Genomic DNA, 20,871 nt, shown 5'->3' on the forward strand with positions numbered 1-20,871 from the left:
TTGAATTTGCGCCAGCTGTCTTCATTGGGATAATCCAGGAGTAAAAACGGGCCCCATTGCGGGTGAATTTTTTTGGCCACCACGTGGAACAGACCCACCGGCGTCCGGTTGTCACCCTCCGTCAACTTGTCACCCGGCTCGCCTTCCCCGAATACCGCCCTGTAGGTTAGTATCCTGCCGTGTTGATTGTATACGAACAACGCATTGGCGGCTTTGTCGACGATGATCAAATATCCGGTGGTGCTCGCTACCTTACCCGCACCGGCCGATACGAGTGTCTGGGCTTCTGATTCAGAGGGTTGCAGCGCGACGCCGCTGCATAATATCAGCAGGGCGAGGCACCTGGTAAGGATCGTTGTCATGCACCGGATTTTCTTTTAAACGTTTGTCTGCGTTGAATATTTTGCTTGTTTTTGGACAATAAATTTGCTTTTTCGTTTAAAGCTTGCTTGCTTTCTTGCGTGCTTTTGTGCCCGGGCTGGGCGGGCTGTTGGTCTGACGGGGGGTTATTTTGCAAAGAAAAACCCCGTCAGACCAACAGCCCGTCCAGCCCTCGCGGTACGTGGGGCGCCTTGGTGAGATTTTTAACCGGGGTGGCCGGTGTGGCCTGGGTGGCCGGTGTGGCGGGGTGGGATGACAGCGGGAGGCCTCGTGGGTCATTGGGCTGCCGTTTTCTGTAAAGAACCGGCAGCCCAATGATTCACGAGGCCTCCCGCGGGCGATAAAGCCCTATATATGGAATGGTCGAACGAGAACTCAGTAATTCAGACGGAGACCCACGGAGTAGGGCGTCATGTCGAGGCCGTACTTGTACATGGACTTGGTGGCCATTTCTCCGTAGACGCCAATGGGTCCGAGGTTGAGCTCGGCGATGTAGGAGAAGCGCCAGGGCTCGAGGTTGAAGCTGGAGTGGGTCTTTTCCTTGCCGTTTTCCCCGCTGATTACTTTTTGGCGGCTGGAATAGAGGTATCCGGCGCTCATGCCTATGCTGAAGCCTATGGGCTCGTGGTGATGGGGGTTGAAATTGAAGTTGAGCATGACCGGGATGGTGAGGAAGTCGGTGGCCAGCTTGTCCTTACTATAGCTGATGGTATCCGGTATGATCTGGAGCGGATTCTGGTGGTAGATGATGTTGCTGGTATACCGGTAGTTGTGCGTCTCTATGCCCAGGCCGTACTTGAGGTTGACGACGTGTTTGATCAGGCTGATCTTTTGCATGAAGAACCAGAGGTTGAAGTTGATGGACTTGCCGTTCCTGAGGTCGAAGCGGTCCGCCGTGGCGCCGGGGGAAAGGGCCTGGGTGGCGGCCGAGGTATAGTTGGTATTGTCCGTGTAGTTGTCGAATCCAAGGTCTATGAGGAACCACTGGGTCGTTATCTTGCTGTCGGAATGATAATAGTGATGACGGCCGGATTTCCCGGTGCTGTCCCAGGTGACGCCGCTGCCGCTGTCGTTTGGCTTGTTGATGATGGTGATGCCGCCCACTATCACCGTATCGGCTTTCGTCGTGTCCGTTTGTGCCCGGCCATGAAAGGTCATGCCCAACAGGGCGCATAATATTCCTAGTTGTCGCATACAAGAGTTTTTGAAAAAATAAAGCATATGGTTACCTGTCCGACTCCGGGCGAACTACGTCGTTGTTAAGTGATGCGGAGCGCTTTATCAGGCGGCCTGCCCTGCGAAAGAAGCCCTTTACCTCACCGTTCACAACCTGGTCGGCCGGCACGAAGAGTATCCTGTCGTTGCTGGCTTCCTGGTTCCCGTCCTCTAATGTGTGATACGTCGGGGAGGAGGTTCTTGTTACAGTCGGGCGATTATTTATTGCCAGAGCCTGGGTGGAGTCGTCGTTGATCGCCAGGGGTGTATGCCTCGGTGTGCTTCCGGAGATGGCAATGGTTCCATCGGTATGCATGTCTTGCGGGATACCCACGGGGGTCTGGGGAACGGGGTTTGTTCCTGAAGGGTTATTGGTGACGAGGGCGTCGTGCGGCGCGTTCTGCCAGGGTGCCTTTTCCGGATGGGTTACGTTGGATGGAGCGGGCGCGGTGGCGCGGGCTCCGGGGGCGGCCGCAGTGGTGCGGTCTCCGGGGATGGGCCCGATGGTGCGGGCCCCGGGAACAGTCGGCGCGGTAGGCCGGCTTCCGGCGGCGATCGCGGGCGCGGCTTGAGCCGTGTCGGTTGACGGGTTCCCGGCGGCGGTCGTGTGATGGGTGGTTGCACCGGAGGCGGCGCCGTCACCGGGGGGCGTCGCGATCGCGGTTGCGTTTTGCGCACCGGCGGCGGCCGGGCCGGAATGGTTTTGTCTGCGGACGATCCAAAGCGCGCTGGTGGCCAGCAGGGCTATCGCCACGGCGGCGGCGGCGGCGGACAGGCGGCGGCGGTTAATGGAAATGATCCGGGCGCCGGCCTCTTCCTCCTGGGGGCGGTACAATAATGTCTTGTCTATGGTAAAGACGTCGTCGGCAGGGGAAAGGACGGTTTGGCGGAGGTCGTCCATCTGTTCCCCGAGATCGGGATGTTCCTGCAGGAATGCCTCCACAGCCAGCCGATCGTCACCGGCCAGCTCTCCGTCCACATAGAGTAAAAAATACTCTTCGTAATTATGGCGTGTCAGGTTCATAAAACATTTTCCATTTTGACGATGTAATCCCGGAGCTGCAAACGGGCCCGGTGAAGGTATACCTTCACCTGACTCTCGTTCAGCCCGGTTATGCGGCCGATTTCTTCATAGCTATACCCTTCGTAGTCCTTGAGCATGATCAGGCTCCGCTGGGTTTCTCCCAACCGGCTCAGGGCTTCTTCCAAAAGCTTGCGGGTGTTGTTGGCGGGAATGTGCTGGACCTGGGCATCTTCACGGAAGTCGTCCCGGAGCTGGATCCGCTTGCTTTTGCGGATGTGGTCGATCATCTGGTGGTACGCAATCGTGAACAGATAGGACTTGCTCCTGGCGGCGTCCACCTGTTCACGGTTGATCCATAGCTTCTCGAAGGACGACTGTACAACGTCCCTGGCATCGTCTTCCCTCCCTAAGTTCTTCAATATGAATCGGTACACATTATCTGCGTACTGGCTCACACATTGATTGTATTCCTGTGGGGTCATAAACAGTTCAGCACCTGCTAAATTTACACCGTTCGGTCGGCGTTTGGATGTATTACGCCCGGCAGGAGGGAAAAGTTACAGGTCCCGGGGAAAAATTTTGGGGGGCGGGCGCGCCCCTTTAATTTTGCGCTCACCTGGCGGGCCATAGGTCCGCCCCACACTCAAGTATTGATTATGAACGAAAACCTGGTCAAGCGCCTCGCTCAGGAGGTGGAAGCCATCCGGTCGGAGGGGCTGTATAAGACGGAACGGATTATCGCCAGCGAACAGGGAGCGGAAATCCTGGTGAACGGCAAAAAGGTGATCAACCTCTGCGCCAACAACTACCTGGGTCTGTCGTCCCACCCAAAGGTGATGGACGCGGCTCATAAGGCCCTGGATAACAGAGGGTACGGGATGAGCAGCGTGCGTTTTATCTGCGGTACACAGGACATCCACAAGGAATTGGAGCGCAAAATCTCCCAGTTCCTCGGGATGGAGGACACGATCCTATATGTAGCGGCGTTCGACGCCAATGGCGGGGTGTTCGAACCGCTGTTTTCGGAACAGGACGCAATCATTTCGGACGAGCTGAACCACGCCTCGATCATCGACGGGGTCCGCTTGTGCAAGGCGCAGCGCTTCCGCTATAAGCACAACAACATGGAGGACCTGGAGGCAAAGCTGAAGGAAGCCTCCGGGGCGCGGAGCCGGGTGGTCGTGACCGATGGCTCGTTCAGCATGGACGGCACGATCGCGCAGCTGGACAAGATCGTCGAGCTCGCCGAAAAATACGACGCGGCGGTCATGAGCGACGAGTCGCACAGCTCGGGCTTCCTCGGGAAGACGGGCCGGGGCACGCACGAGTACCGGGGTGTCATGGGCAAGATCGACATCATCACAGGCACGCTGGGGAAGGCCCTGGGCGGCGCCTCGGGCGGGTTTACGAGCGGACGCAAGGAAGTTATCGAGATGCTCCGCCAGCGTAGCCGGCCCTACCTGTTTTCCAATACGATGGCGCCCAGCATTGTGGGCGCGTCGATTGCAGTCCTGGATATGCTCACGGAGACGACGGCGCTCAGGGATAAGCTGGAAGAGAATACACAATATTTCCGCTCCAGGATGACGGCGGCGGGTTTTGACATAAAGCCAGGGGACCACCCGATCGTGCCGATCATGCTCTACGACGCGGTAATGGCGCAAAAGATGGCGGCCAGCCTGCTGGATGAAGGCATCTACGTGATCGGCTTCTTTTATCCTGTGGTGGCTAAAGGGCAGGCCCGGATACGGGTACAGCTCAGCGCGGCCCATGCGAGGGAACATCTCGACCGCGCGATCGCGGCGTTTACCAAGATCGGAAAGGACCTGGGGGTGATCAAATGAGGCGGACTTCGGTGAGGCCAGCCCGGCTCGCCCGGTACGCATGGCTGGCAGCGGTGGTCCTGCTGGGCGGGTGCTCCTTCAACAACGTTGACAGCGCCGACTACCTGAAGCCCTATTTCGACTCCGCCGGCGTAAAGGGCTGTTTTGCCCTGTATGATAATGGCAGGAACGAGTTTACGATCTACAACCGCGATAGATACCTGGAGCGGTTCCCGCCGGGCGGAACATTTAACATTTTGACGGGGCTGCTCGGACTGGAGAGGGGCAAGGTCTTTGATGAAGCCAAGACCGGCGCCGGCGGCCCAAGCCTAACGGTGGCGCTCAGGGGCGATAGTACCGCCTATTTCCAGGAAGTGGTGCGGCAGTTGGGACGGGACACGGTCGTGAACCGGATAAAGGCGGTATCTTACGGGAACATGGATACCGAAGCGACGGTTGATTCGCTTTGGCTGAAACCGGGGCTGTCCATATCGCCGGACGAGCAGCTTGGGTTTGTGAAAAGCTTGTTTTTCAAACAGTTGCATTTCCAGACGCGGACCCAACAGGTGATGCAGACGGTCCTCGAGAGGGAAAAAACGCCGAACTACACGCTGGCGTGGGACGAGGCCTACGCACGGGATTCGGCCGGTAGACCGGTGGGTTGGGCGATGGGATGGATAGAGGAAAGGAACCACCCGTATTTTTTTGTATTGAATATAGACGGGGCCAGCGGGGCGGAAGCATTGCTGCGAAAAATTTTGACACAACAAGGATTCTTTAAAGGCGTTAAATAGACGTGCTGCATTTTCAACGTACATATTATCTGTATGGACTGGCCTTTTTGCCGGTCCTGGCCTATCTGTTCTACCTGGTGCTGGCCTGGAAGAAGCGGGTGAGCGCGCGGATCGGGGACCCCGACCTGGTGAAGCAAATGACACGGAACTACCATCCGAGGAATTTTGCGATCAAGTTCAGCCTGGCGCTCGTCGCGCTGGCGCTGATGGTGCTGGGGCTGGCCAACCTGCAACGGAAGGTCGGCGGAAAGATTAACCGGAAGGGCCTGGACGTAATGATACTCCTGGATGTAAGCAACAGTATGCTGGCGGGGGACCTGCAGCCCACCCGTCTGGCGAGGGCCAAGCAAGTGGTGAGCCGTTTGCTCGACGACATCCCGGACGATCGCGTGGGTCTTATCATTTTCGCGGGTCATGCCTATATGAACATGCCGTTGAGCTCCGACCACGCCGCCGCCAAAATGTACCTGGACGCCGCCAGCCCGGCGTCGGTGCCAACGCAGGGCACGTCGATAGGGGAGGCTTTGCAGCTGGCCCAGCAGATGTTCAACAACAAGGAGAAAAAGTACAAATCCGTGGTACTGATCACGGATGGGGAAGACCACGACGAGGAGGCGCCCAAGGCGGCAGCACAGTTGCACGGGGAGGGTGTCGTCGTCCATACGATCGGGTTGGGTTCTCCGACCGGCGCTTTTATCCCCGATCCAAGCACGGGAGAAAACAAAAAGGACGCAGAAGGCAATATAATCATCTCCAAGCTGAACCAGTCACTCCTCCAGGACATCGCGCAAAAGACGGACGGCACCTACCAGCTCTACGACAATACGGACGCGGTGGTGAGCAACCTCGAGAAGTCTTTGTCGGAGATGGGGACCCAGTCCTACGAAGACGACAACTACGCGCAATACGAAAGCTATTTCTTTTACTTCCTTTGGGCCGCGCTGGCGGTGTTGGTGGTGGAATGGTGCGTCCCGGAGAAGCGACAAAAAAAGACGGCGTCATGAGGTACCTCTTGTTATCCGTTTTGGTCGTGTCCTGCCTGGCCGCAAAGGCCCAGCAGACCAACAACCTTATCCGTAAGGGCAACGAAGCCTATAAGAAGCAGGACTTCGACAAGGCCGCCCAGGCATACCAGGGCGCGCTCGACAAACAGCCCGCCAGCGAGATCGGGCAATACAACCTGGGGAACGCCCTGTATAAGGGCAAGAAGCTGGACGACGCGACGACGGCCTACGACAAACTGGCCAAGAATACAAAGGACCGGTCCTTCCAGCAGAAAGCGTACTACAACGAAGGGGTGGCGCTGCAGCAACAGCAGAAATTCCCGGAGTGTATCGACGCCTACAAGCACGCGCTGTTGCTCAACCCGCAGGACCAGGACGCGCGGTTCAACCTGCAAAAGGCCCTCGAACAGCAGAAACAGCAACAACAACAGCAGCAACAACAGCAACAGAAGCAACAACAAAAGCCAAAACAGCAGCAGCAGAAAAATCAGCAGCAGCAGCAACAAAAACAGCAACAACAACAGCAACAGCAGGCGCAAAGCAAGCTGACCAAGCAACAGGCGGAGCAGCTGTTGAAGGCCATGGAGCAGAAGGAAAAGGACCTTCAGGAAAGGATGGAGAAGAACCACGGTGCTCCCCAGCAACCGGAAAAAGACTGGTAATCGTTACCTTTGCGTCATGCAGCTGTATGCGCCTTCCCTGACGGATTATAAACGCCTGAAAACCCTCGAAGTAAAGGTCGGGGACGTGGTTCTGGGCAACTTCAACCCCATCCGCGTCCAAACCATGACGACCACGGATACCATGGATACCCTGGGAACCGTGGAGCAAACCATCCGTTGTATAGAGGCGGGAGCGGAGCTGGTCCGTATAACCGCACCGAGTAAAAAGGAGGCGGAGAACCTGGCGAACATCAAGTCCGAATTGAGAAAACGGGGCTACCACACTCCCCTGGTTGCGGACATACACTTCACCCCTAACGCGGCTGAGATCGCCGCCCGTATCGTCGAAAAGGTACGGATCAACCCGGGAAACTACGTAGACAAAAAGAAGTTCGCCTTTATCGAATATACCGACGGGGACTACCAGGAAGAGCTGGACCGCATCCGGGAGCGCTTCGTGCCGCTCATCCAGGTATGTAAGGAATACGGCACGGCCATGCGGATCGGCACCAACCATGGTTCCCTGAGCGACCGGATCATGAGCCGGTACGGGGATACGCCGATGGGCATGGTGGAAAGCGCGATGGAATTCCTGCGGATCGCCCGGGACGAGCAATACCACCAGATCGTGCTGAGCATGAAGGCGAGCAATCCCCAGGTGATGGTCCAGGCTTACCGCCTGCTGGTGCGCCAGATGGATGAAGAGTTCGGCGTATGCTACCCGCTGCACCTGGGGGTAACGGAGGCCGGAGACGGGGAGGACGGTCGCATCAAGTCGGCCATCGGTATCGGGACGTTGCTCGAAGACGGACTGGGCGACACGATCCGGGTGAGCCTTACCGAGGACCCCGAGCTGGAAATACCCGTTTGCCGGGACATCGTGAAGCGATATGTGAACCGCGTGCCGGACCCGGCGATCGAGCCGGTCGGTCCTTTGCCCTACGACCCCTTCAATTATCAACGACGCCGGACGGACGCGGTACACAACATCGGGGGGACGCACGTGCCGGTGGTTGTCGCGGACCTCAGTCATATTACGGCGCTGGCGCCCGCGGATTTGCAACGTGTTGGGTATGCCTACGACGAGGCGACCGATAAGTGGAATATCGCGGATATTGCCGCTGATTATATTTATACCGGTAGCCGTTTGCCCGGGTTTGCATTACCGGGGACGTTGAAGGTCGTGGCGGATGCGGCGGTCGCGGGGCACGCCGGCGCGGCGCATGTCGGCGCAGCGGAGGCGATCCCTTTTTGGGAGGCGGCGGCCTATCCCGCGGGCGCGGGCGGATTTGTGCGACTGCACTGCAGCGACGCGCAGGCCCCGGCGGAAATTCCGGAGGCGGTGCTACGCGACCCGGGGGTCGTACTGGTGCTGACGAGCGACAACCCCCATACCATGGCGGCGATACGCCGGACCCTGGTGACCCTTGAAGAGCGGGATTCAGGGCAACCGGTGGTTTTGATGTCGACCAGCGGGGGCGCGACGGCGGACGAGCACCTTATCCATTTTGGCACGGAGACCGGGGCGTTGCTGCTGGATGGATTCGGGGACGGACTGTTCCTCCGCACGTCCGGCGGCACGAATGTTGCCCAGGTATCGGGTAGGAACTACCAGTCGGCCCAGGGCGTGGAGGCGCTGCTCAACAATACGGCGTTTTCCATCCTCCAGGCGACGCGGACGCGTATCAGCAAGACGGAATATATATCCTGCCCCAGTTGCGGGCGCACCTTGTTCGAGTTACAAGAGACCACGGCGAGGATCAGGGCGGTGACCCACCACCTCAAGGGTGTGAAGATCGCCATCATGGGTTGTATCGTCAACGGACCCGGTGAAATGGCTGACGCCGACTTCGGGTATGTCGGGAGCGGGGTCGGAAAGATCACGCTCTACAAAGGCAAGGATATCGTCAAGCGCAACGTGGATAGCGCGGTGGCCGTGGAAGAGCTGATCGGGCTGATCCGTGACAACGGGGCCTGGGTGGATCCGGCGTAGACAGCGCGCGGGGCGCAGAAGAGACGGCGCGGCTGGCAAAGCGCGGCGAAATTAAAACCTTTTTATATGCGGTCATATTATTGTATCGCCCTGATCGGCCTGGCGCTGGCGGGTTGTATGAATGTGCGTGAAGACGTGACGGTGGGCGCCACGGGTGGCGCGGTTATTGTCACGCACGTGGACGCGAGTCGCGCGTTTGCGGCGATGAAACAAAAAATGCCGCAGGGGCCGGGCCAGTCGCAGGGACCGGGACAGTCGCGGGGGCCTGGCCTGTTGCAAAGGGACGTGGACTTTACAACGAGGCTGCTGGCGGCCCCGGACACGGTGGAAACGGAAATGAAGGTGACGCAGTCGCCCGCTATCCTGACCTTCGACACCCGTGCTTCGATTGGCGATATGTCGGAGTTCGAAAAGATGCGGGATATGATGAAACAGCAATGGGCAGGACTCCAGTTCATGATGGGGATGATGCATCATGATACGGCGCAAAAGCGCTCACCGATGGACTTTTTGGGTAAAGGAGGATTGATAAAAACCCATTGGTCTCAACATGAGATCAGTCGGGAATTCAACCAGGCATTGTACGACAGCCTCAGGGGCGGCATGCCCGCTGCAATGGCGGGCGGTGGTATGGCAATGATGCCCGGGATCGATTCGACCGCGCGGTACGACATTGTTTTTCATCTGCCCACTCCCGCTACGAAGGTGGAAGGCGAACCTTATACCTTGTCGGCGGATCGTAAAACTGTTACCTTCGGGCGGAAGTTTATCGATATATTTAAGGACCCGAAATTGTTAGCTTTCACTATTGACTACTAGACTACTTTGAACCGCATCGACCGACTACATGCAATACTGGTACACCTGCAGAGCAAGCGCAGGGTGACCGGGCAGGAGATTGCCGATCGCTTTGGGATCAGCCTGAGGAGCGTGTACCGGGACGTCAAGGCGCTGGAGGAATCCGGGGTACCCGTGATCGGGGAAGCCGGGATCGGGTACAGCATCATGGAAGGTTACCGCCTGCCGCCGGTGATGTTCACCCAGGAGGAGGCAGCGGCCCTGCTGATGGGGGTAAAGCTGACTGAGCGCTTTACCGATGAATTGACGCGCAAGCAGATAGAGAATGCATTGTTCAAGATAAAATCGGTGCTTCGCGCGCCGGACAGGGAGCACATCGAACAGCTTTCGGACAATGTGGTGGTTACTGCCTCCAGGCTCCCTCAGGACGAAGGTTTCAACAAATATCTGTCGGACCTGCAAAAGGCCATCGTGGCGGGAAGGGTGGTACACCTATCCTACCACACGCCCTACCGGGAGCACGAACAGGATACGTACCGGGACGTGGAGCCTTTTGGACTCTGTTACTATGGCCAGGCCTGGCATTGCTTCGCCTGGTGCAGGATGCGCAAGGACTACCGCGATTTCAAGCTGACGAGGATCAGGGACCTGCGGCTTTCCGAAGATACGTTCTACCGGGACCAGCACCCGTCTTTGCAGGAATACCTTGGCCGGATGGTGCGATCGAACAACGAGGTACAGGAAGTCAACGTCCTCTTCGACAAATCGGTGGTAAGGCACCTCGGAGAGCAAAAATATTACTACGGTTTTGTGCGTCAGGAATTCACGGGAGACATGGTCCGGATGACCTTCCTGACGGGTCACCCCGAATATATGGCGCACTGGCTTTTCTCTTTTGCCGACCTCGTGGAGGTGGAGACCCCCGATTCCATGAAACAGCTGATCCTGAAACTGTTCAACCGGCTCAAAAAAAAATTATCGACGGCGGCAACATCCTGACATAAGGTTGGCACTATCCGGTTGTTGTTTTGTATTAAATAACCGATCATGCGCAAAAAGACCTGTTATGTTTTCCTGAGCGAAGAATACGCCGATTGGGAGATCGCCCTTATCATGGCGGGGCTTCACAGCTTTGGCGGCGTGGAAGTGATCACTTTCTCACAAACCAAGGACCCGGTGGCGTCGATGGGAAACCTGGCGGTATTGCCGGATATGTCCCTGGAGGAGGTCGATCCCACCGACGTGGACCTCCTGGTGCTGCCCGGCAGCCCACTTTGGGAGAAAGGCGCCAACCGCGACATCGCGTCGCTGGTACGCACCGTCTACCTCCTGGACAGGGGCATCGCGGCCATAAGCGGCGCCACGTCATTCCTGGCGGAAGAAGGTTACCTGGATGCCGGGCGGTCTTTGGGGGAACCGGCAAACCGGGATGGCCATATCATCACGGCCGGAGGCGTTTATGGATTTCAGTTTGCGGCGGAGGTCTTCGACTACCTTGGGCTGGGCGAAAACCCTGATTTCCAGCGGTGGTTGCGGTACTTCCGGCAAGGGGAGGAGGTCGTCCGGAGGACCAGGGCTGTCTTGTTTTAGCAAGGATTTTCGTATCTTACCGGGTACAGAAAACGCCTATATGCCGCTATCGGTCGCCTATTTTTATGGGTTGCCCGTACTCACGCCATTGGATGTGCTGATCCGGCTCAGCCATCCCGACTTTTTTGTGTTCGACAGTAACCCCCGGGCGGTCTTCCTGCACAACCGGGTACCAGGCGCCGTGCGGCTCGATCCTACCGCCTTTACCGAATACGACCTTCCGACCGATCCGGAAGCCCACCTCTTGTTTTACTCTTCAGGCCCGCTGTGCGGCGCCGGCACGCACGCTGCCCGCAGGGCCCGGAAAATGGGGTACCCCCATGTATATGTCATGACAGCCGGGATCACCGGGTGGATCAAGACGGGATGCCCCATCGAAAAGGGGTAGTGAATTGTAAACAATTATTATTAAATTGCTTACAATTCGATATCCTGTCATGAAAACGCGTGCTTTTCTGCCCGCCCTGCAAATACTCAGGGGCTTTGCGGCGCTGATGGTGGTGTTTCACCATATGTGGCACCAGGTCAGCTTTTTCTTTTCCGTGGATAGCACTTTTCTGGATGGCGTTGCCGCGGCCGGTAAGACCGGGGTGGATTTCTTTTTCGTCCTGTCGGGCTTTATCATTTGTCACGCCCATATGGACAAACGGGGCGAACCCTCGGCTATACGGGAGTACGCGCTGGGTCGCGTGCTGCGTATTTACCTCCCCTACTTGCCCATAGGGATCGGCATGTTGGCCGCCTATCATATGTACCCCGGTCTTTCGGACGCTAACCGGGATGTCAGCGTGTTGAAATCCCTCACGCTCCTGCCGGGACCGGGCAACCCGGCCCTATCCGTGGCCTGGACGCTGGTCTTTGAAATGTTCTTTTACGCGGTGTTCGTACTGTTCTTCATGACCAGGCGTTGGTTCGGCTGGATCATGGGGATATGGGCGCTGCTGATCGTAACGGGCTGGGGGAAGAACCCTTTTTTCTTCTCGACCTACAACCTGGAATTCATGCTGGGGATCTGCGGGGCTTTTGCCTATGCCGGACGCCTGCCGGTCAAACGGGGTGTGTTGGCCGTCGTACTCCTCCTGGTAGCGGTCGGGCTGTATTGGTGTCCTTCCATTCTCGACGACAAGCTCATGCGTGGGGCGTTCTTCCTGTCCCTTTTGCTCCTGGCGGCGGATTCCCCGCTAAACAGGATCGCGCCGCGAAATATCCTGATGGTCATCGGCAACGCCTCTTACTCGATATATCTCATCCACGACCCGGAGATCTCGTGTTGGATACGCATACTCCCCAAGCACAACGGAACGGCTTATATATCTTTTATTTGCCTGCTGGTGTCGCTGAGCGTTTGCGTCACGGGCATCCTGTATAGCCGCGTTTTCGAGCAATCGCTGCTCAAACGGGTGAAGTCGTTGATCAGGACGCCAATGGGGAAACCAGCAGGGATTCGAATTGCTTCCTGAGCTGGCCCACGGAAAAGAAGATCGCCCAAACCGACGTGATTCCCGCCGCGCAAAGCAACAACAGCCTCAGGAGGTAGTTTGACCTCATGAACAGTTCTATGCCCATCATATCGAGCATGAGCAACACGGCCAGCACATAAGCAGTGACGACCAGGAAGAGATTGGGTCGTATGCGGATATCCACCAGCGTACGGGATTGGTACTGTGGCGGGTCGCTGGAAACGACCCGTGGCTTCATCGCGTCCAGGCTGCCGCTGAGATAGGCGATACTCCAAAGACCCCAGGGGTGGCCCAGCCGGAAACCGTTCTCTGCCAGCAGGCCGCCCCGCGACCCGGGCCGGGTCAGGCTTTCGGTTATACGGGCGGCGACGCTCCCGGCGTCTTCTTCGAGAATGTATTGGTAGCTGTGTGTAAAAAAGATGTCCAAGGGGTCTGTGATTGGGCAGCAGGCCTAAAAGTACGATATTTGCCTTTCCAATTATGCAAACCGATTTCTTAGTGATCGGCTCGGGGATCGCCGGTCTGACTTACGCGCTAAAGGTCGCGGACGCTTGTCCGGACAGAATGGTCACCGTCATAACCAAGACGACGGAAGACGAGACGAATACCAAGTATGCCCAGGGCGGCGTCGCCGTGGTCAACGACCTGGAGAACGACAGTTACGAAAAGCACATCGAGGATACCCTCATCGCCGGGGATGGTCTTTGCAACCCCTCGGTCGTGGAGATCGTGGTAAAGGAAGGCCCCGAACGGGTGCAGGAGATCATCGATTGGGGCGCCGAGTTCGACCGGCTGCCGGACGGTGAATACGCGCGCGGCAAGGAAGGCGGTCACTCGGTTTTCCGCATCCTCCACCACAAGGACGTGACCGGTCGCGAGCTCGAGCGGACATTGCTCGCGGCCGTACACGGCAAGAAGAATATCCAGGTGCTCAACCACTGCTTTGTCGTGGACCTGATCACCCAGCACCACCTGGGTTACCTGGTGACGAAGTCCACACCAGACATCGAATGCTATGGGGTATACGTGCTCAACCTTAAAACGGGTGGCATCGAAAAGATCATATCCCGGATAACCCTGCTGGCCACCGGTGGAAACGGTGGCGTATACCGCACGACGACCAACCCGCGGATCGCCACGGGAGATGGGGTGGCGATGGCCTACAGGGCCAAGGGCAGGATCGAGAACATGGAGTTCATCCAGTTCCATCCGACCGCCCTCTTCGAGCTGGGAGTCGGCAGCGCGTTCCTCGTTTCCGAAGCGGTCCGGGGCGACGGCGCCATCCTCCGTAATCGCCAGGGAGAGGCGTTCATGAAACGCTATGACGAACGGAAGGACCTGGCGCCCCGCGACATCGTGGCCAGGGCGATCGACAATGAAATGAAACGTACCGGCACGGAATACGTTTACCTTGACTGCAGGCACATGGACATGGAGAAGTTCATCCACCACTTCCCCAATATTTATGAAAAGTGCCGTTCGATCGGCATCGACGTCTCCAAGGATATGATCCCCGTGGCTCCTGCCGCGCACTACAGCTGCGGCGGCATCAAGACAGATGAATGGGGACTTACGTCGATCAAGAACCTTTTCGCCTGCGGGGAATGCGCCTCTACCGGGCTACACGGGGCGAACCGGCTGGCCAGCAATTCCCTGCTGGAGGCCATGGTCTTCGCGCATCGTTGCTACGTGGAAGGGATACGCCAGGTGTCCGGCGTGGAGCTCCGGTCGGATGTCCCCGACTGGAACGCACACGGGACATCGGAGGCCAGGGAGATGATCCTGATCACCCAAAGCCTGAAGGAGCTGCAACTGGTGATGAGCGACTACGTGGGGATCGTCAGGACGAATGTGCGTCTGGAGCGCGCGATGAAGCGCCTGGACCTGCTGCACGAAGAAACGGAGCGGCTCTACGAGGGTTCGGTCATTTCCCCGCAACTGCTGGAGTTGCGCAATATGATCACCGTCGGCTATCTTATCGTCAAGTGCGCCCAGTTCCGGAAGGAAAGCCGCGGTCTTCACTACAATACCGACTATCCAGCCCACAGTGACATCGTCCAAAACATGGTGTGGTGATGTATTACGTGCTGTATGCATTCCTGTATGGGTTATCGCTTACTCCATTCTGGTTTATCTATGGACTGGCGGACCTGTTGTGGTTGCTGGTGTACGGCGTCATAGGGTATCGCAAGAAGGTGGTGATGGACAACCTCGCGCATGCCTTCCCGGAGTTGTCCCCGACGCAGCGACGCCGTATCGCCCGCCGGTTTTATCGTAACCTGATCGACAATTTCCTCGAGGCCGTCAAGCTGTTGTCGATCAGCCGGCGGCAGCTCTCCAAACGCTTCGTATGCGACTATAGCCTGATGGAACGGCTATACGCGGACGGGAAAAGTTGCCAGCTGCACCTCGGGCACGTGTTTAACTGGGAGTATGCCAACGCCGATTTTTCCTCCAAGACGCTTTTTTCTTTCCTGGTGGTGTATATGCCTATTGGCTCCGCGGCGGTGGACCGGCTCTTCCGTAAACTAAGAAATCGTTTCGGTACGATATTGCTGCCCGCCACGGATATGCGCAATGCCATGATCCCGTACCGCAACAAACAATATGTCCTCACGCTGGTCGCGGAGCAAAACCCCGGCGATCCCTCCAAGGCCTATTGGTGCTCTTTTATGGGCCGCCCGGCGCCTTTTGTACGGGGGCCGGAAACGGGCGCTCGTATGAACAATATACCGGCGGTTTTCGTTTCACTGCGCAAGCCCCGGCGTGGCTATTATACTGCATCGCTGTCGGTGGGCGCGGAGGAACCGCGCGACCTGCCGGAAGGCGAGCTGACTCGGCGTTTTGTGCGGTTTATGGAGCGCGAGATCCGCCAGCAGCCCGAAATCTGGTTGTGGAGCCACCGGCGGTGGAAGTGGCCATATAAGGAGGAGTATGCGCGGTTGCGCATAGACGGGTCGGGTGCTGCGCCCGGCAGTGTACCCGGCCGCGGCGAAAATGATAATATTTAGGTAAAGTCGATTTCTAGGAAAGGTTGATTTAGAACGCTTTTTTTGGCAAATTTTTCGTCTATGAAGTTCAATTTGCCCAATCTCAAAGCTACTATCGTAGCCGGTGTCGCGGTGGCTGCCGTCAGCCTGGCCATGATGCCTGCTCCCGTTTCCGCTCCCGCTTTCCAGGCCGATAACGAGCTGATCGGCGCCGGCAGCTCTTTCGACTATCCCCTGTTCACCAAAATGTTTGCAGCGTACACTGGCGCCACCAGTGTAAAAGTCAACTACCAGTCCGTCGGTTCGGGAGCCGGTATCTCCCAGCTGACCGCCAAGACGGTTGACTTCGGGGCCACCGACGCACCCATGAACGAAAAACAAGAAGGAGCCCTGTCCGCTCCCGCCGTCCATATCCCGGTTACCGCCGGCGCCGTCGTGCTCAGCTATAACCTGCCCGGTGTCGCCACCGGTCTGAAGCTGACGCCTGCCGTCCTGGCCGACATCTTCCTGGGTAACATTACCACCTGGAACGATCCCAAGATCACCACCATCAACAAGGGCGTCGCCCTCCCCAACACCGCCATCATGATCGCTCACCGTTCCGACGGCAGCGGCACCACCAACATCTTCACCACTTACCTGGGCAAGGTTTCCAGCGATTGGAGCACCAAGGTCGGCGCGGGTTCCGCCGTCAACTGGCCGACCGGTATCGGTGGCAAGGGTAACGAGGGCGTAGCCGGTCTGATCAAACAGACCCCCGGCGCCATCGGTTATATCGAGCTGGCGTACGCTATCCAGAACGCCATGCCTTACGCGCAGGTGCAGAACAAGTCCGGTAACTTCATCACGCCTTCTACCGCTTCCATCACCGCCGCCGCAAACGTAGCCATCCCGGCCGATTCCAAAATTTCCCTGACGAATACCGACGCCAAGGATGGTTACCCCATCTCCGGTTTCTCCTGGGTGGCGATCTACAAAGACCAAAGCTACAGCAGCCGTTCCGAGGCCCGCGCTACCAACCTGGTAAAGCTGATCACCTGGATGATCCACGACGGTCAAAAGTTCTCCGCAGCGCTGAACTATGCGCCACTTTCTCCCGCAGCCGTTAAGGTGGGGGACGCTATCTTGAAAAGCGTTACCTATGGAGGGAAGCCTATCAAATAATTTTTCCGTTATTCTTATAGGAGGCGCCCCATTCGGGGCGCCTTTTTATTTGTCAGCGCAGCGCGTTTTTGAGGACCGCGGCGTCGAGCGGGACAAGACCGAATTTCTTATAGTTCGATTCGATGAGCATCCGTTAGTTCAGCACCGCGGACTCCTTCTCAACGGGGATTTTCCCGTTCTCCTGGATGGCGGTCCAGCCGCCGGTTACGTTGCGGAGGTTGTGGATACCCTGGCGTTTCAAAACAGAGCAGGCGATGACGCTACGATAGCCGCCGGCACAGTGGACGTAAATGTTTTGCGTGTCCTCGAGATAGGCCATCGAGCCAGGGTCGGAGAGGGATTCGAGGGGGATGTTCTGCGCACCCTTTACATGACCGCCGCCGAATTCGATTTCCTTGCGGACGTCCACGACGACGAGGTTTTCGTCAAAGGGCATGTCGAGGGCCAGCTCGTCGGGCTCGACGTTTATGATCAAGTCGATTGGCCGGCCGGCGTCCTTCCAGGTATCGAAACCGCCTTCGAGATAACCGGCGACATTTTCAAAGCCGACGCGGGCCAGGCGGAGCACACTTTCTTCTTCCTGTCCGGTCTCGGTGACGAGGACGATGGGGTCGGTGAAGTTGAGGAGGTTTCCCGCCCATTCCGCAAAACGGCCTTCCAATCCTATGTTGATGGCGCCCGGAATAAATCCGTTGGTAAATATGCTTGCCTTGCGGGTGTCGAGTATGACAGCTGCATTTTTGAAGGCCTCGATGCCGAGGGGGCGGAGGCTTTGTTGCATCACCTTGTCAAGGCTCTCATATCCTTCTTTATTGATGCGGGCGTTGACCGGGAAGTATTGGGGGGGAGGCGTCAGGCCGTCGGTGACCGCCTTTATAAAAGTCTCCCTGTCCTGGGGCTGTAGCGCGTAATTGGTTTTCTTTTCCTCACCCAGCGTGCTGTAAGTATGTGGGCCGAGGTTCTTGCCGCACGCGCTGCCGGGTCCGTGGGCGGGATAGATGATGAGATCGTCTGGTAGCGGAAGTATTTTCCCGGTGAGGGAATCGTATAGCATACCCGCGAGCGTTTCTTTGCCGAGGTCGCCGCTGCTGAGGTCGGGCCGTCCCACGTCGCCGACGAAGAGCGTGTCGCCGGTAAAGAGCGCGTAAGGTTCCCCGGATGCGGAGCGAAGCAAATAGCACGTGGATTCAACGGTATGACCGGGCGTGTGCAACACAGCGATGCTGACGTCGCCGAAGCGGAAAACTTCGCCGTCGACCGCCTTGTATATGGGGAAGGCGGTTTCTGTCTCGGGCCCGAAAACGATCGGCGCGCCGGTTTTGTGGGAGAGGTCAAGGTGTCCGCTGACAAAGTCGGCGTGGAAGTGAGTTTCGAGTATGTATTTTATGGTCGCGCCGCGTTCTTCCGCAAGACGGATATACATTTCGACGTCGCGGAGGGGGTCGATGACGACGGCCTCACCATTGCTTTCAATATAGTAGGCTGCCTCGCTGAGGCAGTTGGTGTATAGTTGCTGGATATGCATGATGTCAGAATTATATGTTGGCGCCAAAGCGCCGGAGGCTCGGCTAAACTACACAGGGAGCCTCCTCATAGGAACTCCCTGCTGGTGTAAAGTAAAAGAAGGTTTGACTTGAGGGGTCGGGTTATCCTACCAGTTCTTCCACAAATTTCGAAATCTCTTCTACCCGTTTGGTATTGATCGTATACCAGATGAATTTGCCTTCCCTTTCCGTCATCACGATACCGGCTCTGCGGAGAATGGCGAGGTGTTGGGAGGCGACGGATTGTTCTAACCGGAGCTTGGTATAAATCTCGGTCACCGTCATTTTTTCGTGCTCGTCAATCAGGCGGACAACCTGTTGCCTGAGCTTATGATTCAAAGCGCGCAATACCAACGCAGCTTTTTTCACGCTCAGCAGGTCGACCCGGACGGCGGTTTCTTTTGCATGTTTACCATGCAACACCATTGCATAAGGAGTTTGAGTCTCTGCCATAGTTCATCACTTTATCAAAATCGTTAATGCAAAGTTACGCCTTCATATATGAAGAAGGTGTAATTGTTCTGTTAAACCAGGACGCAATGCAAAAATATTACATTTATCCGATAACTGGCTAGGGTTATCTCCTGCCATTATAAACCTTTGTGGAATTCCTTGAGGTACGTAGGTTCAAGATAAGGTAGGCTTGCGAAGTCCGAGGCCCGGTATCTGGTTTCTGCCAGGGGAGCAAGATCGGCAACCGAATGTTGTATAAACAAAAATCGTGCTTTGTTTGAGGAATACGCGGTTTTCCACTTATTGCTTCCGTCGCCGCTGAAAATGAGATAGTTGTTAATCTCATACGTTTCAAAAAAGGCGGGTTCGAGGACGAGGGCCTGTGGAGCGGCGACAATGGTCCCTGCCTGATCGTAGATCGCGGTAAACACTTCGTTGCGGCGGGCGTCGATCATAGGGCAAAAAAGGGCCGGTTCCACCGGGCCTCCGGTGTTGGACGCCGGGGCCTGAGCGCCGGTCCAGGCGCTGCGAGCCGCGTAGGCCATGACTTCCAGCGTATTGACCGCGATCAGGGGCTTGCCGAGGGCGTAGGCCAGACCCTTGGCGCTCGAAAGACCTACGCGCAAACCGGTATAGGAACCGGGCCCGATCGTCAGCGCGATGGCATCGACCTCTTGCAGCGATAGCTGTAGGCTCTGGGCCAATTTGGCTATGGCGGGTTGGAGGAAGGCGGCGTGCTCCTTCTGGGAGTCGCTTACGACCATGTCCAGCAGCGCACCGTTATTGGAAATCCCTACCGAGGCATAGGGCGTGGCGGTATCGATATTAAGCAACAGGGACATGGGCTTCTTGCTTCAGCAGGGGGGCTGTTTCGTAAATGGGATTTTCTTTGGCGAGCGTCTCCAGCAGATCGGTGACGGCGCTAAGACCGATCCTGGAGCCCCATTCGAAGGGCCCCAGCGGATAATTGGTGCCGAGCCGCATGGCGGTGTCGATGTCTTCCCGGGTGCTGACGCCATCGCCCAGGGCCAGGTAGGCTTCATTGATGATCATCGATACTATCCTGGCGCCGGGCATGCCCGGCAGGTCTTCCAGGAACTCCGGGGTCTTGCCCGCGGCGGCGCACCAGGCGGCAGCTTTATCGGCCTGGCCGGGTCTTGCGACGATCTCCGCCAGCGGACGTTGCAGGAACGTGTTCCAGGCGTTGATCCGGACGAAGCGGTCGTCCAGGTCGTCCATGCCTTGTAGCGTCGTGGAGACAGCGTTGATCAGGATGAGTGGGGTTTTCAGGGCCGACAGCGCGGCGATGCGTCCCGGGTGGAAGTCGAGATCGAGGACGAAGTCGGATGCTTCGTGCGCCGCAGGCGCTTCGGGCGTTTCCCGCCACTCCGCCCGGATGGCGGTCCCCGCGAACAGGTTGGGGAATTTATCCCTCGTACGGGCGCTTGCTATTATGATACCGGTCATTAAATTCATTCAACGTATTTTGCAAAGATATGAGCAAGCGGATAATTCACACAGATAAGGCGCCCGCCCCGATCGGGCCCTACAGCCAGGCCGTCGTGGCCGGCAACATGTTGTTCGTGTCCGGCCAGGTGGCCATCATTCCCGCGACCGGGGACCTCGCCACCGGCGACATCGTTACCGAGACCCACCAGGTGATGAAGAACATCGGCGCGATCCTCGACGCCGCCGGCTTCCACTTCTCCGACATCGTCAAGACGTCGATATTCCTGTCTGACATGGGCCTCTTCGCATCCGTTAACGAAGTTTACGGTTCATATTTCACCTCTGACTTCCCCGCCCGCGAGACCGTAGCGGTAAAAACCCTCCCGAAGAACGTCAACGTCGAGATCACCGTCACCGCCATCGCCGTCGCCTAGGCTTCGCGGGCTCCGGTCTTCCCTCGGTCCCCGGCTTCACCGGCCGCCCCGTGTTGACTTTTCGCCTGCGGCCTCGGGGAGTGGGGTGGGGTG

Annotated in this window: 23 protein-coding genes; 14 read left to right on the forward strand and 9 right to left on the reverse strand. The window is 57.4% G+C overall.

The window, feature by feature from the left end:
* From VL547_RS04240 to VL547_RS04255, 4 genes are all read right to left on the reverse strand, one after another.
* On the reverse strand, positions 1-362 hold a 362-nt coding region (locus VL547_RS04240), incomplete at its 3' end, for a L,D-transpeptidase family protein (protein WP_325575537.1).
* Positions 363-756: 394 nt separating this feature from the next.
* A complete protein-coding gene (locus VL547_RS04245) occupies positions 757-1,575 on the reverse strand; it encodes an outer membrane beta-barrel protein (protein WP_325575539.1) in 819 nt (272 codons plus the stop codon).
* Positions 1,576-1,606: 31 nt separating this feature from the next.
* Positions 1,607-2,620 (reverse strand): hypothetical protein, encoded by a 1,014-nt coding sequence (locus VL547_RS04250; protein ID WP_325575541.1) that lies wholly within the window; start codon positions 2,618-2,620, stop codon positions 1,607-1,609.
* Positions 2,617-3,039, reverse strand: coding sequence for an RNA polymerase sigma factor (locus tag VL547_RS04255; RefSeq protein WP_414648330.1), 423 nt, complete (start codon positions 3,037-3,039; stop codon positions 2,617-2,619). Before VL547_RS04255 ends, VL547_RS04250 begins: the two co-directional genes overlap by 4 nt.
* Positions 3,040-3,276: 237 nt before the next feature.
* Here VL547_RS04255 and kbl point away from each other — a divergent pair, with 237 nt between their 5' ends.
* The 10 genes from kbl to VL547_RS04305 all read left to right on the forward strand — a co-directional run bounded on the left by kbl (position 3,277) and on the right by VL547_RS04305 (position 12,744).
* Positions 3,277-4,464 carry a glycine C-acetyltransferase gene (gene kbl / locus VL547_RS04260; RefSeq protein ID WP_325575545.1) on the forward strand — a complete coding sequence of 396 codons (1,188 nt, stop codon included), beginning with the start codon at positions 3,277-3,279 and terminating at the stop codon, positions 4,462-4,464.
* The gene (locus tag VL547_RS04265) at positions 4,461-5,237 is read left to right on the forward strand and encodes a penicillin-binding transpeptidase domain-containing protein (protein WP_325575547.1); all 777 of its coding nucleotides are present in this window, start codon (positions 4,461-4,463) and stop codon (positions 5,235-5,237) included. Before kbl ends, VL547_RS04265 begins: the two co-directional genes overlap by 4 nt.
* A gap of 2 nt (positions 5,238-5,239) precedes the next feature.
* Positions 5,240-6,241: a VWA domain-containing protein gene (locus VL547_RS04270; RefSeq protein WP_325575549.1), complete on the forward strand. Its 1,002-nt coding sequence runs from the start codon at positions 5,240-5,242 to the stop codon at positions 6,239-6,241.
* On the forward strand, positions 6,238-6,903 hold the full coding sequence (locus tag VL547_RS04275; protein ID WP_325575553.1) for a tetratricopeptide repeat protein: 666 nt from the start codon (positions 6,238-6,240) through the stop codon (positions 6,901-6,903). Before VL547_RS04270 ends, VL547_RS04275 begins: the two co-directional genes overlap by 4 nt.
* Before the next feature lie 16 nt (positions 6,904-6,919).
* Complete coding sequence (gene ispG, locus VL547_RS04280) at positions 6,920-8,896, forward strand: (E)-4-hydroxy-3-methylbut-2-enyl-diphosphate synthase (RefSeq protein WP_325575555.1); 1,977 nt, start codon at positions 6,920-6,922, stop codon at positions 8,894-8,896.
* A 66-nt stretch (positions 8,897-8,962) separates the two neighbouring features.
* Positions 8,963-9,715: a hypothetical protein gene (locus VL547_RS04285; protein WP_325575557.1), complete on the forward strand. Its 753-nt coding sequence runs from the start codon at positions 8,963-8,965 to the stop codon at positions 9,713-9,715.
* Positions 9,716-9,721: 6 nt separating this feature from the next.
* A complete protein-coding gene (locus VL547_RS04290; protein WP_325575559.1) occupies positions 9,722-10,693 on the forward strand; it encodes a YafY family protein in 972 nt (323 codons plus the stop codon).
* A 48-nt stretch (positions 10,694-10,741) separates the two neighbouring features.
* Positions 10,742-11,284, forward strand: a complete 543-nt coding sequence (locus VL547_RS04295) for a DJ-1/PfpI family protein (protein ID WP_325575561.1) — start codon at positions 10,742-10,744, stop codon at positions 11,282-11,284.
* 40 nt (positions 11,285-11,324) lie between these two features.
* Entirely contained in the window at positions 11,325-11,672 is a 348-nt protein-coding gene (locus VL547_RS04300; RefSeq protein WP_325575563.1) for a rhodanese-like domain-containing protein, read from the forward strand.
* Positions 11,673-11,721: 49 nt separating this feature from the next.
* The gene (locus VL547_RS04305; RefSeq protein ID WP_325575565.1) at positions 11,722-12,744 is read left to right on the forward strand and encodes an acyltransferase; all 1,023 of its coding nucleotides are present in this window, start codon (positions 11,722-11,724) and stop codon (positions 12,742-12,744) included.
* On the opposite strand, the gene VL547_RS04310 is transcribed toward VL547_RS04305, so the two are convergent.
* Positions 12,698-13,171 carry a hypothetical protein gene (locus VL547_RS04310; RefSeq protein ID WP_325575567.1) on the reverse strand — a complete coding sequence of 158 codons (474 nt, stop codon included), beginning with the start codon at positions 13,169-13,171 and terminating at the stop codon, positions 12,698-12,700. The genes VL547_RS04305 and VL547_RS04310 overlap by 47 nt on opposite strands.
* 53 nt (positions 13,172-13,224) lie before the next feature.
* On the opposite strand from VL547_RS04310, the gene nadB reads away from it, so the two are divergent.
* The 3 genes from nadB to pstS are packed head-to-tail and all read left to right on the forward strand — an operon-like array spanning position 13,225 to position 16,898.
* The gene (nadB, locus tag VL547_RS04315; protein WP_325575569.1) at positions 13,225-14,820 is read left to right on the forward strand and encodes an L-aspartate oxidase; all 1,596 of its coding nucleotides are present in this window, start codon (positions 13,225-13,227) and stop codon (positions 14,818-14,820) included.
* Complete coding sequence (locus VL547_RS04320) at positions 14,820-15,755, forward strand: lysophospholipid acyltransferase family protein (RefSeq protein WP_325575584.1); 936 nt, start codon at positions 14,820-14,822, stop codon at positions 15,753-15,755. Before nadB ends, VL547_RS04320 begins: the two co-directional genes overlap by 1 nt.
* 60 nt (positions 15,756-15,815) lie before the next feature.
* Entirely contained in the window at positions 15,816-16,898 is a 1,083-nt protein-coding gene (gene pstS / locus VL547_RS04325) for a phosphate ABC transporter substrate-binding protein PstS (protein ID WP_325575571.1), read from the forward strand.
* A 133-nt stretch (positions 16,899-17,031) separates the two neighbouring features.
* Here the strand turns inward: pstS and VL547_RS04330 are convergent, their stop codons facing one another.
* The 4 genes from VL547_RS04330 to VL547_RS04345 all read right to left on the reverse strand — a co-directional run bounded on the left by VL547_RS04330 (position 17,032) and on the right by VL547_RS04345 (position 20,371).
* Positions 17,032-18,423 carry an MBL fold metallo-hydrolase gene (locus tag VL547_RS04330; protein WP_325575573.1) on the reverse strand — a complete coding sequence of 464 codons (1,392 nt, stop codon included), beginning with the start codon at positions 18,421-18,423 and terminating at the stop codon, positions 17,032-17,034.
* A 121-nt stretch (positions 18,424-18,544) separates the two neighbouring features.
* Positions 18,545-18,895 (reverse strand): metalloregulator ArsR/SmtB family transcription factor, encoded by a 351-nt coding sequence (locus tag VL547_RS04335; RefSeq protein ID WP_325575576.1) that lies wholly within the window; start codon positions 18,893-18,895, stop codon positions 18,545-18,547.
* Positions 18,896-19,032: 137 nt separating this feature from the next.
* Positions 19,033-19,737 (reverse strand): tRNA (adenosine(37)-N6)-threonylcarbamoyltransferase complex dimerization subunit type 1 TsaB, encoded by a 705-nt coding sequence (gene tsaB / locus VL547_RS04340; RefSeq protein WP_325575578.1) that lies wholly within the window; start codon positions 19,735-19,737, stop codon positions 19,033-19,035.
* On the reverse strand, positions 19,721-20,371 hold the full coding sequence (locus tag VL547_RS04345; RefSeq protein WP_325575580.1) for a 3-hydroxyacyl-CoA dehydrogenase family protein: 651 nt from the start codon (positions 20,369-20,371) through the stop codon (positions 19,721-19,723). Before VL547_RS04345 ends, tsaB begins: the two co-directional genes overlap by 17 nt.
* A gap of 20 nt (positions 20,372-20,391) precedes the next feature.
* On the opposite strand from VL547_RS04345, the gene VL547_RS04350 reads away from it, so the two are divergent.
* The gene (locus VL547_RS04350) at positions 20,392-20,778 is read left to right on the forward strand and encodes a RidA family protein (RefSeq protein ID WP_325575582.1); all 387 of its coding nucleotides are present in this window, start codon (positions 20,392-20,394) and stop codon (positions 20,776-20,778) included.
* Positions 20,779-20,871: the final 93 nt, after the last annotated feature.

Origin of the sequence: Dinghuibacter sp., from assembly GCF_035492835.1 — a bacterium.
In the GTDB taxonomy this organism is placed as follows: Bacteria; Bacteroidota; Bacteroidia; order Chitinophagales; family Chitinophagaceae; genus Dinghuibacter.

What these genes read in the sequence shown, in the direction of transcription:
- VL547_RS04245 (WP_325575539.1), bottom strand. Translation starts at nt 1,575, where the DNA reads ATGCGACAACTAGGAATATTATGCGCCCTGTTGGGCATGACCTTTCAT.
- VL547_RS04250 (WP_325575541.1), bottom strand. Translation starts at nt 2,620, where the DNA reads ATGAACCTGACACGCCATAATTACGAAGAGTATTTTTTACTCTATGTG.
- kbl (WP_325575545.1), top strand. Translation starts at nt 3,277, where the DNA reads ATGAACGAAAACCTGGTCAAGCGCCTCGCTCAGGAGGTGGAAGCCATC.
- VL547_RS04265 (WP_325575547.1), top strand. Translation starts at nt 4,461, where the DNA reads ATGAGGCGGACTTCGGTGAGGCCAGCCCGGCTCGCCCGGTACGCATGG.
- VL547_RS04275 (WP_325575553.1), top strand. Translation starts at nt 6,238, where the DNA reads ATGAGGTACCTCTTGTTATCCGTTTTGGTCGTGTCCTGCCTGGCCGCA.
- ispG (WP_325575555.1), top strand. Translation starts at nt 6,920, where the DNA reads ATGCAGCTGTATGCGCCTTCCCTGACGGATTATAAACGCCTGAAAACC.
- VL547_RS04285 (WP_325575557.1), top strand. Translation starts at nt 8,963, where the DNA reads ATGCGGTCATATTATTGTATCGCCCTGATCGGCCTGGCGCTGGCGGGT.
- VL547_RS04295 (WP_325575561.1), top strand. Translation starts at nt 10,742, where the DNA reads ATGCGCAAAAAGACCTGTTATGTTTTCCTGAGCGAAGAATACGCCGAT.
- VL547_RS04300 (WP_325575563.1), top strand. Translation starts at nt 11,325, where the DNA reads ATGCCGCTATCGGTCGCCTATTTTTATGGGTTGCCCGTACTCACGCCA.
- VL547_RS04305 (WP_325575565.1), top strand. Translation starts at nt 11,722, where the DNA reads ATGAAAACGCGTGCTTTTCTGCCCGCCCTGCAAATACTCAGGGGCTTT.
- nadB (WP_325575569.1), top strand. Translation starts at nt 13,225, where the DNA reads ATGCAAACCGATTTCTTAGTGATCGGCTCGGGGATCGCCGGTCTGACT.
- VL547_RS04320 (WP_325575584.1), top strand. Translation starts at nt 14,820, where the DNA reads ATGTATTACGTGCTGTATGCATTCCTGTATGGGTTATCGCTTACTCCA.
- pstS (WP_325575571.1), top strand. Translation starts at nt 15,816, where the DNA reads ATGAAGTTCAATTTGCCCAATCTCAAAGCTACTATCGTAGCCGGTGTC.
- VL547_RS04330 (WP_325575573.1), bottom strand. Translation starts at nt 18,423, where the DNA reads ATGCATATCCAGCAACTATACACCAACTGCCTCAGCGAGGCAGCCTAC.
- VL547_RS04335 (WP_325575576.1), bottom strand. Translation starts at nt 18,895, where the DNA reads ATGGCAGAGACTCAAACTCCTTATGCAATGGTGTTGCATGGTAAACAT.
- tsaB (WP_325575578.1), bottom strand. Translation starts at nt 19,737, where the DNA reads ATGTCCCTGTTGCTTAATATCGATACCGCCACGCCCTATGCCTCGGTA.
- VL547_RS04345 (WP_325575580.1), bottom strand. Translation starts at nt 20,371, where the DNA reads ATGAATTTAATGACCGGTATCATAATAGCAAGCGCCCGTACGAGGGAT.
- VL547_RS04350 (WP_325575582.1), top strand. Translation starts at nt 20,392, where the DNA reads ATGAGCAAGCGGATAATTCACACAGATAAGGCGCCCGCCCCGATCGGG.